Raw genomic sequence first — 14786 nt, forward strand, 5'->3', positions numbered from 1 at the left:
CCCAACATCACGGCGGGCGAGGGCGGCATCGGCGGGTGGTCGGAGGGCGATATCGCCAACTATCTCGAGACCGGCTTTACGCCGGATTTCGATTCCGTCGGCGGCGCCATGGTCGAAGTGCAGAAGAACATGGCCGAACTGACTGCCGACGACCGTGCCGCGATCGCCGCCTATCTCAAGGCCGTGCCGCCGCATCCCAACGGCTATCCGGCGCGCAAAAAGCCGGCGAGTTGACCGCCTGCATGTCGCCCGTGCGCGACACCATCCACGCAATTGATCTCGCGATGCATATTAGTTGACTTCAATACTCATGTATTATAGGCGCTTCGGCCAGTTTTCCGGCTAACCGAAGTTGCCATGCCCTCGATCGATCTTGTGTCCGGAGCTAGCCTTGGCGGGCAGCGCACGGCGCTTCTCCTCGCTGATGGACGAACGCTCTCCTACGCGGAGCTGGACAGCCTTGCGCAGCGCTTCTCAGCGAGGCTGGGGCAAGCAGAAAAGCAGCTGGTGGCCATCGCGGCGGAAGCCTCCGAGCATGCGATCGTCGCCTATCTTGGAGCCTTGCGGGCCGGCCATGCGGTGGCCATGCTGCCGCCATGCGACAACCGACTTTGGGATGATTTCCTGGCGGCCTTCCAGCCCGACTTCACCTATCGGCCACTCGACGGCCGATGGCGTCTGGTCAGGGAGGCTCGGTGTGCACGGGACGCCGAGCCGCTGCACCCCGATCTCGCACTGCTGCTGATGACGTCCGGCAGCTCGGGTGCTGCCAAGGCCGTCAGGCTGTCCTATGGCAATCTCGAAGCCAATGCGCGCTCGATTGCGGCCTATCTCGAACTCTCTTCGGACGACCGGGCCGCTCTCGTGCTGCCGCTGCATTATTCCTACGGGCTATCGGTCCTCAACTCGCATCTGATCGCGGGCGCCAGCGTCCTCTTCCCCGGCGCCTCCATTATGGACGGCGATTTCCTCACGACAATCGCCGACGGCGGCTGCACGAATCTGTCTGGCGTACCGTATTCCTACGAGCTGTTGGAAAGAGCGCGTTTTCGCGAGGTCGAGTTCAGCACACTGCGGATGATGACGGTGGCGGGCGGACAGCTCCGCCCGGACCTTATCCGCCTCTACAGGGATCACATGCGCGCCCGGGGCGGCGGCTTCTTCGTCATGTACGGCCAGACCGAGGCGACGGCGCGCATCGCTTTCGTACCGCCTGAGAGCCTTTCCGACAGGGAGGAGCGGATCGGCGTCGCCATCCCGGGCGGCAGCCTTGGCATCGTCGACGCCGAAGGAAAGCCGATCAGGCGAGCGGACATTCCCGGAGAACTCGTCTATCGCGGTCCTAACGTAATGATGGGTTACGGCGCGAAGCGTTGCGATCTGCTGCGGGGTGCCGAGGTCGAGACCCTGCACACCGGCGACATTGCCGTGCAGGACGAGCACGGTTTCTTCCGCATCGTCGGGCGCAAGAGCCGCTTTGCCAAGATTGCCGGCCTCAGGATCGGCTTCGATGTCATGGAGCAGGCGCTGCAGCGGCAAGGTATTGCAGCCGCGGTGCTCGGCGACGATCGAGGCTTGCATGCCTATGTGGTCGGCGCCGGCTCGGCGGGGAGGACACACCGTATCCTGGCCGAAGTCAGCCGCTTGCCCGCCAATCTGGTTCGGGTTGCGACGCGCGGCGACTTTCCAAGGCTTGCATCCGGCAAGGTCGACTATGGCTGCCTTCAGCGCGAGATGTTGGAAGGACGGGCGGAGGCCCGCTCCGAAAGGGGCGGCGTGCCCGATGCCTATGCTCGCGTGTTCTACCCGCTCCGCGTCGGTCGCAACGACAGCTTTGTCTCCCTCGGCGGCGATTCCCTGCGCTTCCTGCAACTGGCTCTGGAACTCGAACGGCTCGGCTTGGAGCTGCCGGACGGCTGGGAACGGCTAAGCGTCGCGGAACTGACACATCGTCATGCGGCGGCGCGGCCTCTCGCACGCATGCAGGCAACCGAACTGCCGGTCGATCTGGTGTTGAGGGTCATCGCGATCCTTCTGGTGGTCGTGCATCACGAGACGCTGTGGCCTATCCCCGGCGGTTCCGGGGTCATGATGCTGCTTGTCGGCTACAGTCTTGCGCGTTTCCAGTCGGCCCATTTGCTCGCCGGGCGAATTCGGCACGCGCTGAAGCCTGCGATCGACGTGCTGATCCCGTATTTCTTCATTGTCGCCGCTTACGCCGTCGCCTGGCAGGCGGCCCCTTGGGCCTCGATGACCCTTACCGGCAACTTCGGCTATGCCGAACCGGAACGTCACGAGATGGTCCCTTATCTCTACTGGTTCATCGAGGCCTACGCGCAGACGCTTCTGGTCTTCGCTCTCATCTTCGCCATTCCCATTCTACGCCGGCTGGCCAGAGCTCGACCCTTCGCCTTCTCGCTGGGCCTTTTGGTATTTGCCGCTGCCGCGCGCTTTTCGGTCCCGTTGTTCGTCGAGCTAGGCAACCGCCAGATATTCGCGATCTACTGGGTCTTCCACCTTGCTGTCTTCGGCTGGTGCGCCGGGTTGGCCGACACGCCCGCCAGGAAAATCGTCGTGACCGCGTCTGCCGCCGTTGTGCTGGGGTATCTGGCCTTTTGGGAGTCGGTCTGGCTGGGCACGACGGTCAAGTATTTGATGATTTTCGCGGCGCTTTCGGCGCTTCTCTATCTGCCGCGTCTTCGCCTGCCAGCCGGGGTGGGGCGGGTGGTTATGCAGGTCGCCGTCGCGGCTTTCCCGATCTATTTGTTTCACCGCTTCGTCCCGGAGCTTTTGATGGCGCCCGTCGCGGGCCGGTTGCCGGCTCCGGGCTTCCAATTGCTTGCGATCGCTGGCGGCGTCACCCTAGGCATCATCGCCGGCAAAGCCTTGGCCGCCGTTCGAAACCTGCGCGGCAGATTGGCGGTAGGACGCCAGCCGGAATTGCTCTCTGCGTGAGACGCCTAGTCCGCGGTCGTGCTTGAGCCGCTCGGGCTACGGGTGGCGGTCGCCGAGGAAATCGAAGCCGCTTTCGAAGAAGTGATTGTAGTTGCAGGTTAGCTCTTCGCCAGGCGCAATATCTCGGAGCGTGTAGGTTTCCTCCGGCGAGGAGACGTCGCAATTCGGGTCGTCGTCATGGTTCATGTAGCGGGCGTCATCGGCCTCGAAGACGATGTAGGCCGGATCGCGGCGGTCGGGATAGGAATAGCGGTCGAGATAGGATTTCACCGGGCCGGTCTCGTTCTCATAGGTGTCGACCTCGATCACCCGGTCGAATCTGGGGTCGAGCTTCCAGATCAGCGTGCCTTGGGGGATGTGGTTCTTGGCGAAGACGCCGATGCCCTGGATGGGCGATTTGTCGAGATAGACGTCGACGAGCAGCATGGCGGACCCTTGCAAGACGGTGACTGGCAGGCGCGGCTCGAAAAAAGCCGGGCATTGGGTAGCGCGCGACAGCGGCAATTGCGAGCACAAAATCGCCGCGCATGAGCGCGAAATGAAGCCTCTGAAAACGTCATGCGCAAATCAAAAATTTATGACCGGACGCATCAGTTTGGGAGCGATGCCGGCAGGTCCCGCAATTGGCCGTTGGACGGCCGTTTTGCGCTGCTCTGAACAGCAGGTGCGCACCGCTCAGCGCTGCTGCAACGCCAGGCGCACACCGAGCGCGCAGTAGATCGCGCCGACGACCTTGCCTTGCCATTTCAGCACCGCGGGATTCCGGCGCAGGAAGGCACCCAGCCCACCCGCGCTCACCGCGAAGACGACCGTGCTGAACAGGCCTAGCAGGACGAAGATGATTCCCAGTGCCGCCAGCTGAAGCATCACCGATCCGTTTTCCGGCCGCACGAATTGCGGCAGGAAGGCGAGGAAGAACAGCGCGGTCTTGGGGTTGAGCATCTCGGTTAGCACTGCCTGGCGGAAAGCCTTGCCCGCCCGGATCGCAAGGGCACCGGCGGCTGGATCGGTCGATGTCTTCTCGATGATCGCACGTATGCCAAGATAAACGAGATAGGCTGCGCCGATATATTTGACGATGCTGAACAGCATCGCCGATGTGGCGATGATCGCCGAGATGCCGACCATCGCCATGACGGTGTGGAATATATCGCCGGCCGCGATCCCGGCGCCGGTGGCGATGCCCACTTTCGTTCCCGAACTCGTCGCCCGCGCGACGGTCAGCAGCGTGGCGGGGCCGGGAATGAACACAAAGCCGAGCACGACCGCGACATAGGTCGCCAATGTGGCCAAGTCGATCATTCCAGGGTCCTCCGCGACTTCGCCCAATCAAAGCCACGCCGTGGCTCGCGACGCAATGGCCTTCTCACACGCTCGCCGCCGCCGAGACTGAATCGGCCTTGCCCGCCACCTTCAACGCGAAGGCATAGGTGTAGGCGATCTCCTCCAGCCTGGAGAACCGGCCGGAAGCACCGGCATGGCCGGACTCCATGTTGATCTTGAACAGCACCGGGTTGTCGCCGCTCTTGCGCTCGCGCAGCCGCGCCACCCATTTGGCCGGCTCCCAGTAAGTGACGCGCGGATCGGTGAGCCCGGCCTGCGCCAGGATCGGCGGATAGTCGAGCGCCGCCACATTGTCGTAGGGTGAGTAGGCCGCGATCGTGCCGTAGTCGTCGGCCGAGGCGATCGGATTGCCCCACTCGGGCCATTCCGGCGGCGTCAGCGGCAAGGTCGCGTCGAGCATCGTGGTCAGCACGTCGACGAACGGCACTTCGGCGACGATGCCGCCAAAACACTCCGGCGCCATGTTGGCGATCGCCCCCATCAGCATGCCGCCGGCCGAGCCGCCTTGCGCGACGATGCGGTCATGCGCCGTGTAGCGTTCGGCCACCAGATGGCGCGCGCAGGCGATGAAGTCGGTGAACGTGTTCATCTTTTGCGCCCGCTTGCCGTCATCGTACCAGCCGTAGCCCTTGTCCTTGCCGCCGCGGACATGGGCGATGGCATAGACGAAGCCGCGGTCGACCAGCGACAGGCAGTTGGTGTTGAAGGACGCCGGCACGGTGATGCCGTAGGAGCCGTAGCCGTAGAGCAGGCAAGGCGCCGAGCCGTCGAGTGGCGTGTCGCGGTGGTGGATGAGCGAGATCGGCACCAGTTCGCCGTCGCTGGCGGGCGCCATCAGCCGGCGCGTCACATAGTGGTCGGGATCGTGACCCGAAGGGACTTCCTGGGTCTTCAACAGCACGCGCTCGCGTGTCCGCATGTTGTAGTCGAAGACCTGCGCCGGCGTCGTCATCGACGAATAGGTGAAGCGCATGATCTCGGTATTGTACTCGTAAGAACCAGACAGGCCGAGCGAGAACGCTTCCTCGTCAAAGGAGATGAAGTGCTCCTCGCTGCTTTCGCGGTCGCGCACGACGATGCGCGGCAGGCCCTCCTTGCGCTCCAGGCGGACCAGGTAGTTGCTGAAGCCCAGGACCGAGAGGATCAGCCGTCCGGGCTCGTGCGGAACCAGCTCGCGCCAGCTTGCGCGCACCGGATTTTCGACCGGTGCCGTCATGATCTTGAAATCCTTGGCGCCGTCGGCGTTGGTGAGGATGAAGAAGATGTTGCCACCTTCCTCGAGGTCGTATTGCAGGCCGGTTTCGCGCACGGCGACCAGCTTCGGCTCGGCAAGCGGGTCGCCGGCGCGCATCAGCCGGTATTCCGAGGTCTCGTGATCGTTGATGCCGATCATGATCCACTCGTTGGAACGCGTCCCGCCGACATCCATGAAAAAGCCCGGATCGGTTTCCTCATAGATCAGCCGATCGTTTTCGGCGCTGTCGCCAAGCGCGTGGAACAGCACCTTTGAGGGACGATGATTGTCGTCAAGGCGGGTATAGAAGAACCCGTCATCGCCGGCATTCCAGACGCCGCCGCCACCGGTATCGGGGATCCTGTCCGCCAGTTCGTGGCCGTTGCCGAGGTCGCGCACGCGGAGCGTGAAGAACTCGGATCCCTTGTCGTCGAATGCCCACAAGAGCTTCTTGTGGTCGGCCGAATGGTCGACGCCGCCGAGGCGGAAATAGGGCTTGCCTTCGGCTTCCGCATCGCCGTCGAGCAGGATCTCGTCCGTGCCGCCATCGCGCGGCGTGCGGAAATAGCGCGGCTGCTCGCCGCCCAGCCTGTAGGACGAGCCATAGGCATAGGGGCCGTCTTTCATCGGCACGGTGGAATCGTCCTCCTTGATGCGCCCCTTCATCTCGGCGAAGAGCCGCTTGCGCAGTCCCGCGGTGTCGGCCATCAGCACTGCCTGATAGGCATTCTCGGCTTCGAGATGCGCGCGGATCCGGCTGTCGAGCAGGGAAGGATCCCTGAACATTGCCTGCCAGTTGTCGGCCCGCAGCCAGGCGTAGTCGTCTGTGCGGGTGAAGCCGTGATGCGTGTCGAAGATGGACCGTTTCTCGGTCTGCGGCGGGGTGGCGGTCGGAAAGGCGGAAGATCTGGTCATTAGGTCTCGCTGCGGAAATTGCTTGAATGGCAAATGAACACGCCGATCAGCGTCGGTTCAAGAGCCGGCCGGCATTGTTGCGACGGCTCCACGATAGGCCGGAGAGAGGGAAGATGATGAATTTCTGTATTCGCACCGCCGCGGCTCTTGCCGTCGCTTCGACTGTTCTGGCCTCCGCCGGCCAGTCTCATGCAACCGCCTTCGGCGCTTGGCAAGTGTCGGGCGTGCCCTACGGCGACACGCTCAACGCGCGCAAATATCCATTGGGCAGCTCGCAGAAGCAGGCCGCCTATCCCAACGGTGCCGTGCTGCAGATGACCGGCCGCTGCACCGGCGGGATAAACCTGCTCGACATCGCGGGCCAGCCGCACTGGGAGCAGCGCCAGGCAGTGCGCTATCGCTGGTGCGAGATCTGGCACGACCCGGCACGGGACGGCCATTTTGTCACCGGCTGGGTCTATGGCAAGTACATCGCGCCGTATTGAGCGGCCCGACATCCTCCGCTTATCTCCGGCCGCGCGAAGCAGTAATGCCTTGCAACCCGTGATTTCATTAGGATGCGGAAACCTTGCGACCTGTCGCGGATCAAGCATAGGCGAAGCATTTCACTTATTTTAGCTGCTTTTGCCGATGTAATTGCGACGTGACGCCGCGTCAGGTGGTGCTGGTCTGACCAGAAAAATCTCGCTAAGTTACGCGATGCACGAAAGGTTGAAGCTGAACGGGGAATATTTGATTAATATCGCTGAATATAGCACGTTAGGCGAATTGACTTACTTGACTATTGGGATCATTAAGATCATGCGACGCGAATCGCAGAGGCTCTTTCCTGCATGAAATTCGCGCGAAGCCCAGCCAAAAAATGGGCGCAGTTAGAAACAACTCTCGTTGGGGCCTGAACACAATGGATATCGCCGAAACACCTTCCCGAAACAGCGACGCGCTGATCGAGCTGACCGCCGATGTGGTCGCAGCTTATGTCAGCAACAATCCCGTACCCGTCGGCGAACTGCCGAACCTGATCGCCGATGTCCATGCAGCCCTTGGCCGCGTGGGCGGTGCCACCGAAGCGCCGCCCGCCGACAAGCAGAAGCCTGCAGTCAATCCGAAGCGCTCCGTCCATGACGACTACATCGTCTGTCTTGAGGACGGCAAGAAGTTCAAGTCGCTGAAGCGCCACTTGATGACCCACTACAATCTGACGCCCGATGAATATCGTGAGAAGTGGGGTCTCGACGCAAGCTACCCGATGGTGGCTCCCAATTACGCCGCCGCCCGTTCGCAGCTTGCCAAGAAGATGGGCCTCGGCCGCAAGCGCAAGGGCCGCTGAAGGCAATTCGTCACTTCGATGCCGGACGGCGCCTTCGGGCGCCGTCTTGCTTTGAAGCACTCGCCGGCGCGCCGGCCGGTCGCCGCGCCAATCGTTCCCAAAAATCCGATTTGTCAGGTCAGGCGGCCTGCGTCAGCGCCGCTTCGGCGTCGCGCTTGATGCGCTTGACCATCGAGCGCAGGCCGTTAGCGCGCTGCGGCGACAGGTGCTCGTCGAGGCCGAGCGTCTTCAGAGTCGCTTCCGCGTCGGTCTTCTGGATCTCGCTCGCCGGCCGCCCGGAATACAGCGCCAGCATGATGGCGACCAGGCCGCGCACGATATGAGCGTCCGAATCGCCCCTGAAGGCGATGACCGGATCGGCGCCCGGTCCGTGCTCGGTGGTGAGCCACACCTGGCTGACGCAGCCCGGCACCTTGTTGGCGGGGGTGCGCTCGGCTTCCGGAAACGGCGGCAGCGCTTCGCCCAGTTCGATCACATAGCGATAGCGGTCCTCCCACTCGTCGAGCAGGGAAAAGTCGTCGCGGATCGTTTGGATCGTCGTTGTCATTGTGCCGGATATAGTCATCCGGCGTCCTCGCGTCACGGAAAAAGAAGAAAACACCGCAGGCGTCGAGAGGTCGGACGGGCCTGCGGTGTCGCCAATCAGCGGCTGAAAACTCAATTCTTCGTCGGCGCCTTCGCCGGGATGTTGACGGTCGCCGGCAGGACGATGTCGACGCTGCCGGTGGCGACGGACGTGTCGAGCCCGTTCGCCGGCTTGTCGCCGGTGTCGTCCATCATGGCGGCGGCGATCTTCGCGGTCTCCCTGGCGCGGACGCCAATCGTGTGCATGGCGGATTTGCCGGTCTCGCAGACATCGGGCTTGCGCTCGCAGATGCCGGCAATGTCGCCGACCGCCTCGCGCGCCGCAAACAGCGCCTGGATCGGCCCGACGCTGTCGTGGCCGGCCTCGTCGCTGCCGACATTCAGCGGCAGGGCCAGCAGCACCAGCGAAAACCAGAAAACCATTCTAATAAGAAAGCCCATCTCAATGCCCTCTCGTCCGTGACCGGATCACGCATCCTTCGGCATGACCTCTTTTATGGGCTGCATAGTGGCACACACGCGCAAAGACCGGCTTGTAAGCAAACAGAGAATTTTCCTCAAATTTTAGGCAAATTCGAAAGGATTGGTTTTGCAACCGATTTCACTTAAATCTCATCGCTTGCATTAACTTTACGATAACCATGTATCTTGTTGTTATTAAAGTGTATTTTGAAACGCGAGGGCGATTGACGCTCGGTTTTGCGCAGCTTGCCTCCACCGGTTTTGCATAACCCTCCGTTTACCATGGCGCGAGATCGCCGGGTTTCGCCGTGACGGCGTCCCAATATTTGCCGCGGGCCGGGCGTTGACCGGGTCCGCCTTATCCATTCCTTAAACGCTGAATGAGAGTTTCAGGACAACAACAGCGATCTGCGAAAAGCAGGGCAGTTCACGATCGGGTGCGAGTGCGTTGAGTTCGATTACGGCCAGATACGTTGAATTGCCTGGCGCGATGGCTGCCGGCTGCGACCGTATGGTCCATCCGACCATTACCGCCGCGGGCGAGCGCCTGCGCCAGCGCCGCTTCATCGGTGTCATGCTGGCGGCCCCCTTCCTCGCCGCCGGCGCCGCGGTAACGCTGGTCACATCGAGCCTCGGCGCCGCCGTCACGATTGCCGCGATCTTCGCCGCCTTCGGTTTCTGCTGGTTCGCCGCGCTGCTGGTGGCGGCATCGGGTCGGATGGCGCTTGCCGGCCAGGCGGCGCTCGTGCTCGGCGGTCTTGCCCTCGGCACCGCGATCTTCGCCGCGGGCGGGCTGGCTTCGCCCGTCGCGCTGCTTGCGCTTGCGCTGCCATTCGAAACCTGGTGGATCGGCGGCTCGCGACGCGCAGTCTATTGGGGCGCGCTGTCCGCGCTCGGCGCCGTCCTGCTGCAACCTTTCGCCGGCTCGCTGCCACCGCTCGCCCCGGCCGAGATCGCTGCCTGGCACTGGCTCCTGCCGCTGGCCTGGGCGTCGACGCTGATCCCGCGCCTGAATTCGCTGAGCAGCCCGGCTGGCACCCAGCCGGCGTCGCTTGCCGGCGACCGGCTGGAGGATATCATCGATGCCGTGGTTCTGCGCCTCGGCCGGCATGGCGAGGTGCTGGACGCCTCGGCCAAGGCGCGCACCATCCTGCGGCTGCAGCCGGAACTCCTGTTCGGCACCGGCCTGTTCGAGCGCATCCACCTCGCCGACCGCGTCGGCTATCTCTCGGCGCTCGCCGACATGCGCGACGGCGCCGCCATGCGCCGGATCGATCTGCGCATCCGGCTGCCGCGTGATGGCTCGGCAGCCGCCGACAATTTCCAGCCGTTTCGCCTTCAGCTGATGCAGGGCGAACAGCAGGACGCGTTCACGCTGCTGCTCAGCGAGAACGACGATGTCGCGGCGCTGCGCGAAGAGCTCGCCGCTGCCAACGAGACCGCAGCCGAGGCCGAGGTGGCGAAGGGGCGCTTCCTTGCCGTGGTCAGCCACGAGCTTCGCACGCCGCTCAACGCCATCATCGGCTTCTCCGACATGCTGCTGCATGAGATGTTCGGTCCCTTCAAGGATCCGCGCCAGAAGGAATATGTCAGCCTGGTCAGGGACTCAGGCCAGCATCTTCTGGGCGTCGTCAGCTCGATCCTCGACGTCTCCCGCATTGAGGCCGGCGCCTATTCGACCGAGCCGGAGCCGTTCCGCTTCGTCGAGGCGGTCGATATGTGCCGGTCGATGATGCGGCTGCAGGCCGAGACCAAGAACATCGGCCTTGCCGCGCAGATCGCGCCGGATGCGGGCGAGATCAATGCCGACCGCCGCGCCGTGCAGCAGATCCTGATCAACCTCGTTTCCAACGCCATCAAGTTCACGCCGGATGGCGGCAATGTCGTGGTCGGCGCCAAGCGCGTCGGCTCGCGGCTGCATTTCTGGGTCAGCGATACCGGCATCGGCATCGCCGAGGAGGATTTCGCCAATCTCGGCAAGCCGTTCATGCAGATCCAGAATGACTACACGCGCCGCTTCGAGGGAACCGGGCTCGGCCTGTCGCTGGTCAAGGGCCTGGTGGCGCTGCACGACGGCACCATGTCGATCGAAAGCATGCCGGGCGAGGGCACCACGGTGACGATCAGCCTGCCGGTGAACGGGCCGAAGGGCCATTCGCGGGACAAGGATAGCGGCGTGCTGGCGATACCAGCGGTGAAGACCAAGGGGCATGCGAAAGGGGACAGGAATGGCTCGCTCCGCAAGACAGCCTAGGGCGGTCAAGCGCCAAAGCAGCGCCTTCGAGGAGGGCGCGCTCGCGCTCGGCGGCATGATCTCGCGCAATCCGGTGCTGGTCGGCGGCTCGACCGCTTTCCTGGTGACGCTGTTCTACGTGTCGGCCAACGCGCTCTGGTACCAGCCGTTCCCGCACGCCGGCGCCTTCTTCGCCACCCGAAGCATCGAGGACTTTCCGCGCGCGGCTGACGAGCCCGAGACGACGATCAACATCGTGCGGCCGCCGGTCAAGACCGACCCCACCGTCGAGCAGGTCCAGGGCATATTGAAGGATCTCGATTTCTATTCCGGCACCGTCGACGGCATCTCCGGCCCCAACACGCGCAAGGCCATCCAGGCCTATCAGCAGAAGGTCGGGCTGCCGGCGACCGGCGAAATCGACGCCGTGCTGCTCGACCAGCTCGGCGCCAGGCAGACGACGGCGGCCATCCCGCATCCGGTGCCGAGGCCGGTGGACAGCGTCGCCGCTCCCGCCGTCGCGCCTGCGCCCATCCCGGTCTCCGCGCCGGCCGATGCCGCCGCGCCGGCGCCCGATGCCCGCATCGTCAAGATCCAGGCCGGGCTGAAGGCCTTCGGCAATGACGACATGCAGCTCGACGGCGTCGTCGGCGCGCGAACCAAGGCGGCGATCATGGAATTCCAGTCGCTGTTCGGCCTGCCGCAGACCGGCGAGCCCGACGAGATCGTCTACGTCAAGATGCGCGAGATCGGCCTGACCAACTGAGCGTCGGCCGATAGCTGGAGCGATCTGTTTTGGTTTCCGGCTTGATGCTGTAAGGAGCCGCGCATGTCGTCCGGAACCTTGCCATGCGCGTGACCACTGACCTGTGGGTGTCGGCCCTGTTGCGCCGGGTGTTCGCCGCTGGCGGTTTTGCCGCCGTGGTCACGCGCGGCGCGGCCGAGGCGGGCGCGATCTTCGTGCTGTCGCGCGGCCGGCTGGGCGAGGTCGCCCTGTTCGGGCCGGCGCCGCAGACCAGCTACGATTCGGCCAAGCCCGACGAGCGCTTCTTCAGCCTGCTCGGCTCCGGCGACGATGCCGCGCCGTTCGACGCCAGGCTGGAGCGCGAGAAGAAGTTCGATCCCGATATATGGGTGGTCGAGATCGAGGCCGGCGCCGTTCCGGTCGAGGAGCTTTTGTCCGTCAGGACGGACTCATGACGCCTTGAGGCTGGCGGCCGCGTCGCCGCTGTTCGAGGCCCGGCGCTCCTCGTCATTCGCCCTGTCGGCTGCGTTGCCGCTGATCCCCCGCGACAGGGTCTCGGCCTTCCAGTTGCGCACCTTGTCGAGCGCCGCCTCGCGATGCAGCAGGCGGTAGCGGTCGAGGAACAGGCGGATCGCCTGCGGATGGGGAAACTCCCGGGGGTAGACGGCGACGGCGATCAGGAAGGCGCGATCCTCGCTGAGGTCGAGCGAGCGCAAGGCGGCGAGCAGCGCGGCATAGCTGGCCTGCTCGGTCAGCGAGCGCGCCGTCTGGAAATCGATGTCGAGTGCGTCCGCCAGCGCGGTCTGGAAGAACGCCGCATTGCCGGTCAGCGCGGTCTCGCGCAGCTTCACAAAGCTCGCCCGGCCGACGAACGGATTGACACTCTCGCTTCCGGTTTCAGGACGCATCATCGCGCGCAGGCGGCGCCTGGCATTTTCGGCAGCCATGCCTGGCGGTTGCCGCGCATCCTCGTCGGTGGCGATGGCGAGCGATTCCGCGGCCGGTGTCGCTTCGGCTTTGGCCGACGCCGCTTCGGCTTTCGCGGACACTGGCTGCGCGATCGGCTGTGGCGGCCGCACCCTGACCAGCGTCGGCTTCTCGAGCGCCCTGATCAGATCAGCGATGGTCGGGTTCAGTTCCTTGCGGCGCGCAATGGCGCGCGCATGCGGCAGGCCGTGTCGCCCGATCAAGGCGATGAGGTCGATGTCGCTCAGCGCCCGCGAGCGGGTCAGCAAGGGAGCGGCGATGTCGACCGGCTCCTCAGCCAGCCGCCGGACCAGGGCGCCTGGCGCGTATTCGCATTCGGAAAGCGCGGCGGCGACGTAGCGTCGCGATTCGACCGACACCTCTTCGAACAGCGGCAGCGTCAGGTCCTCGAGTTGGCCGATCTGGCGCCGCGATGGGCGCGTGAGCGAGCAGAATGCCGATACCGATGCGCGGAACAGCCTTTCGGCCTTTCCCGCCTCCGTCCGAATAGCGATTTGCCTGAAATCCGAAGATGACACGGAGGATACGCCCGATACTCGACACAAGCCTGGCTTTGCTCGACCGAACCGTGCCGGTTTCGCGTTCGCCAGAAACAAAGATCAAATTAGCGGCGATCCGTTAGCGCTCCGTTAACCCTCTGCCCGCCTTAATCAACTTTGGAGGCGTTGCGTTCTGCTCCGGTGCAACCGAGAGGAATACGCGAACCATGGGCATGGTACTGTCTTTCGTGCCGCGACCGGCACCAGTAAATCGAGCAGTTCAGAACACCGGCACGCCGGCGGCGGTGATCATCTTCCCCGGCGTCCGCTACGAACAGCCGCCAGTGGCCGGCGAGACGCGGCCGGCTGGCCCGGACAAGCCGCCGACGCCCGTGCCGCATCACTAGGGCAGGCGGCAAGGACGCTCCAGCACTGGGGATAGCGCAGGCGGGGCCGGCCGGTCAGTACTCCTGCAGCTCGCAGGAGCTCTGCTCCAGGAAGCGTGACACGATCGGTTTCCAGCTGTCGTCCGGCACGAAGGCGCGGATGACGAAGATGCCTTCCTCGATCGGCGCCTCGACGAAGATCGCGCCCTGGAGCTCCTCCGGTAGTTCCCGGCGCACATCGATCATCTGCGCCGGCGTCAGCACCACCGTATCGAGCACGCCACCGGTCGCGGTGTGGTCGTTGAAGGAATAGAAATTGTGGCCGTTGCGGTCATAGACCGAGACCGACCAGAACGGCACGTGGCCCGGCGCCTTGATGCGCACCAGGCCTTCGGCGAGGTCGAAGCGGCAGGCGGCCGCGTAGAACAGCGGATCGACCGACTTCACCACCGGCGCGCCGCCGGCCTCGGCGTCGAGCCTGGTCATCCTGTAGAGGTCCGAGGCCATCGCCAGCCGCGACCAGGCATCGCGCTCGGAAAAATCCGGCACCAGCATCAGCACCACGATATGGACGATGCCGGCGCCGATCAGGCCGAGCAGCACGGCGTGGAAGAGCCTACGCATTGCAGCCCACTTTCACGATGCTGGGCAGCGCCACGTCGGACAGGCCGGTGCTGCTGGCGATCGGCGTATCGTAGAAGGTGAGCACGAAATACATCTTGCCGAAGCCGTCGGTCAGCAGCCAGTTGCCGGGGGCGGGGCGGTTGCCGACGGCAATCGTCACCGCATTGTCGGGCTGGCGAAGCACCTGGTAGGACTGAAGCGCGGCCAGCCTCGGCTTGCCGGTGTCGACCACGCCCAGCGACTGGTCGGCGGCATAGAGCGTCCAGAAGCGGGCGGTCGGGAATCCGCCTTCGATCGTATAGGCGCATTCGCGCCTCAACGGCTCGCCGCCGGCATCGCGCTCAGCGATGAAGGACAGGCCCTCGGCCTTGCCCAGCGCCAGCACGCCCTCGCGCGCCACGCGCGCTTTCGAATAGGGGTCGGCGCCTTGCGTGCCGATCTCGGGAAAGGCCGTCCATTGGCCGATCCTGATCGCGCCGACGCCGTCCTGCGCCTGCAGCGCATACC

The 14786-nt window shown here is 64.3% G+C and carries 15 protein-coding genes and 1 pseudogene; 8 read left to right on the forward strand and 8 right to left on the reverse strand.

All coding sequences use genetic code 11. The annotated features are described in order from the left end of the window. Together EN738_RS36140 and EN738_RS07180 are read left to right on the forward strand one after the other, a co-directional pair. Positions 1-234: pseudogene (locus EN738_RS36140) on the forward strand (cytochrome C); the annotation flags it as partial. Positions 235-357: 123 nt separating this feature from the next. Then, on the forward strand, positions 358-2955 hold the full coding sequence (locus tag EN738_RS07180) for an AMP-binding protein (protein WP_127283098.1): 2598 nt from the start codon (positions 358-360) through the stop codon (positions 2953-2955). Between the two features lie 36 nt (positions 2956-2991). On the opposite strand, the gene EN738_RS07185 is transcribed toward EN738_RS07180, so the two are convergent. From EN738_RS07185 to EN738_RS07195, 3 genes are all read right to left on the reverse strand, one after another. Continuing rightward, positions 2992-3381: an SET domain-containing protein-lysine N-methyltransferase gene (locus EN738_RS07185; RefSeq protein WP_127283099.1), complete on the reverse strand. Its 390-nt coding sequence runs from the start codon at positions 3379-3381 to the stop codon at positions 2992-2994. 249 nt (positions 3382-3630) lie between these two features. Then, positions 3631-4257: a LysE family translocator gene (locus tag EN738_RS07190; protein WP_127283100.1), complete on the reverse strand. Its 627-nt coding sequence runs from the start codon at positions 4255-4257 to the stop codon at positions 3631-3633. A 64-nt stretch (positions 4258-4321) separates the two neighbouring features. Further along, on the reverse strand, positions 4322-6448 hold the full coding sequence (locus EN738_RS07195; RefSeq protein ID WP_127283101.1) for a S9 family peptidase: 2127 nt from the start codon (positions 6446-6448) through the stop codon (positions 4322-4324). 116 nt (positions 6449-6564) lie between these two features. Between EN738_RS07195 and EN738_RS07200 the strand changes: the two genes are divergently transcribed. Next, positions 6565-6933, forward strand: a complete 369-nt coding sequence (locus EN738_RS07200; protein ID WP_127283111.1) for an SH3 domain-containing protein — start codon at positions 6565-6567, stop codon at positions 6931-6933. Between the two features lie 419 nt (positions 6934-7352). Further along, positions 7353-7778 (forward strand): MucR family transcriptional regulator, encoded by a 426-nt coding sequence (locus EN738_RS07205; RefSeq protein WP_127283102.1) that lies wholly within the window; start codon positions 7353-7355, stop codon positions 7776-7778. Between the two features lie 118 nt (positions 7779-7896). On the opposite strand, the gene EN738_RS07210 is transcribed toward EN738_RS07205, so the two are convergent. Together EN738_RS07210 and EN738_RS07215 are read right to left on the reverse strand one after the other, a co-directional pair. Further along, positions 7897-8325: a SufE family protein gene (locus EN738_RS07210; RefSeq protein ID WP_127283112.1), complete on the reverse strand. Its 429-nt coding sequence runs from the start codon at positions 8323-8325 to the stop codon at positions 7897-7899. 110 nt (positions 8326-8435) lie between these two features. Continuing rightward, the gene (locus EN738_RS07215; RefSeq protein ID WP_127283103.1) at positions 8436-8804 is read right to left on the reverse strand and encodes a DUF5330 domain-containing protein; all 369 of its coding nucleotides are present in this window, start codon (positions 8802-8804) and stop codon (positions 8436-8438) included. Between the two features lie 532 nt (positions 8805-9336). On the opposite strand from EN738_RS07215, the gene EN738_RS07220 reads away from it, so the two are divergent. The 3 genes from EN738_RS07220 to EN738_RS07230 all read left to right on the forward strand — a co-directional run bounded on the left by EN738_RS07220 (position 9337) and on the right by EN738_RS07230 (position 12258). Next, the gene (locus tag EN738_RS07220; RefSeq protein ID WP_127283104.1) at positions 9337-11079 is read left to right on the forward strand and encodes a HAMP domain-containing sensor histidine kinase; all 1743 of its coding nucleotides are present in this window, start codon (positions 9337-9339) and stop codon (positions 11077-11079) included. Beyond that, the gene (locus EN738_RS07225; protein ID WP_127283105.1) at positions 11054-11824 is read left to right on the forward strand and encodes a peptidoglycan-binding protein; all 771 of its coding nucleotides are present in this window, start codon (positions 11054-11056) and stop codon (positions 11822-11824) included. The genes EN738_RS07220 and EN738_RS07225 overlap by 26 nt, the downstream gene beginning before the upstream one ends. Before the next feature lie 83 nt (positions 11825-11907). Then, complete coding sequence (locus tag EN738_RS07230; RefSeq protein WP_127283106.1) at positions 11908-12258, forward strand: DUF1491 family protein; 351 nt, start codon at positions 11908-11910, stop codon at positions 12256-12258. Here the strand turns inward: EN738_RS07230 and EN738_RS07235 are convergent. Next, positions 12253-13308 carry a DUF2336 domain-containing protein gene (locus EN738_RS07235; protein ID WP_127283107.1) on the reverse strand — a complete coding sequence of 352 codons (1056 nt, stop codon included), beginning with the start codon at positions 13306-13308 and terminating at the stop codon, positions 12253-12255. The two genes, EN738_RS07230 and EN738_RS07235, sit on opposite strands and share 6 nt — an antisense overlap. A 188-nt stretch (positions 13309-13496) precedes the next feature. On the opposite strand from EN738_RS07235, the gene EN738_RS07240 reads away from it, so the two are divergent. Further along, positions 13497-13676 carry a hypothetical protein gene (locus tag EN738_RS07240; RefSeq protein ID WP_187331197.1) on the forward strand — a complete coding sequence of 60 codons (180 nt, stop codon included), beginning with the start codon at positions 13497-13499 and terminating at the stop codon, positions 13674-13676. A gap of 54 nt (positions 13677-13730) precedes the next feature. Here the strand turns inward: EN738_RS07240 and EN738_RS07245 are convergent, their stop codons facing one another. Beyond that, complete coding sequence (locus tag EN738_RS07245) at positions 13731-14279, reverse strand: DUF1254 domain-containing protein (RefSeq protein WP_127283109.1); 549 nt, start codon at positions 14277-14279, stop codon at positions 13731-13733. Beyond that, the coding region (locus tag EN738_RS07250) for a DUF1214 domain-containing protein (RefSeq protein WP_245494411.1) at positions 14272-14786 on the reverse strand (515 nt) is incomplete at its 5' end. The genes EN738_RS07245 and EN738_RS07250, both read right to left, overlap by 8 nt.

Origin of the sequence: Mesorhizobium sp. M4B.F.Ca.ET.017.02.2.1, assembly GCF_003998955.1 — a bacterium.
Taxonomy (GTDB): domain Bacteria; phylum Pseudomonadota; class Alphaproteobacteria; order Rhizobiales; family Rhizobiaceae; genus Mesorhizobium; species Mesorhizobium abyssinicae.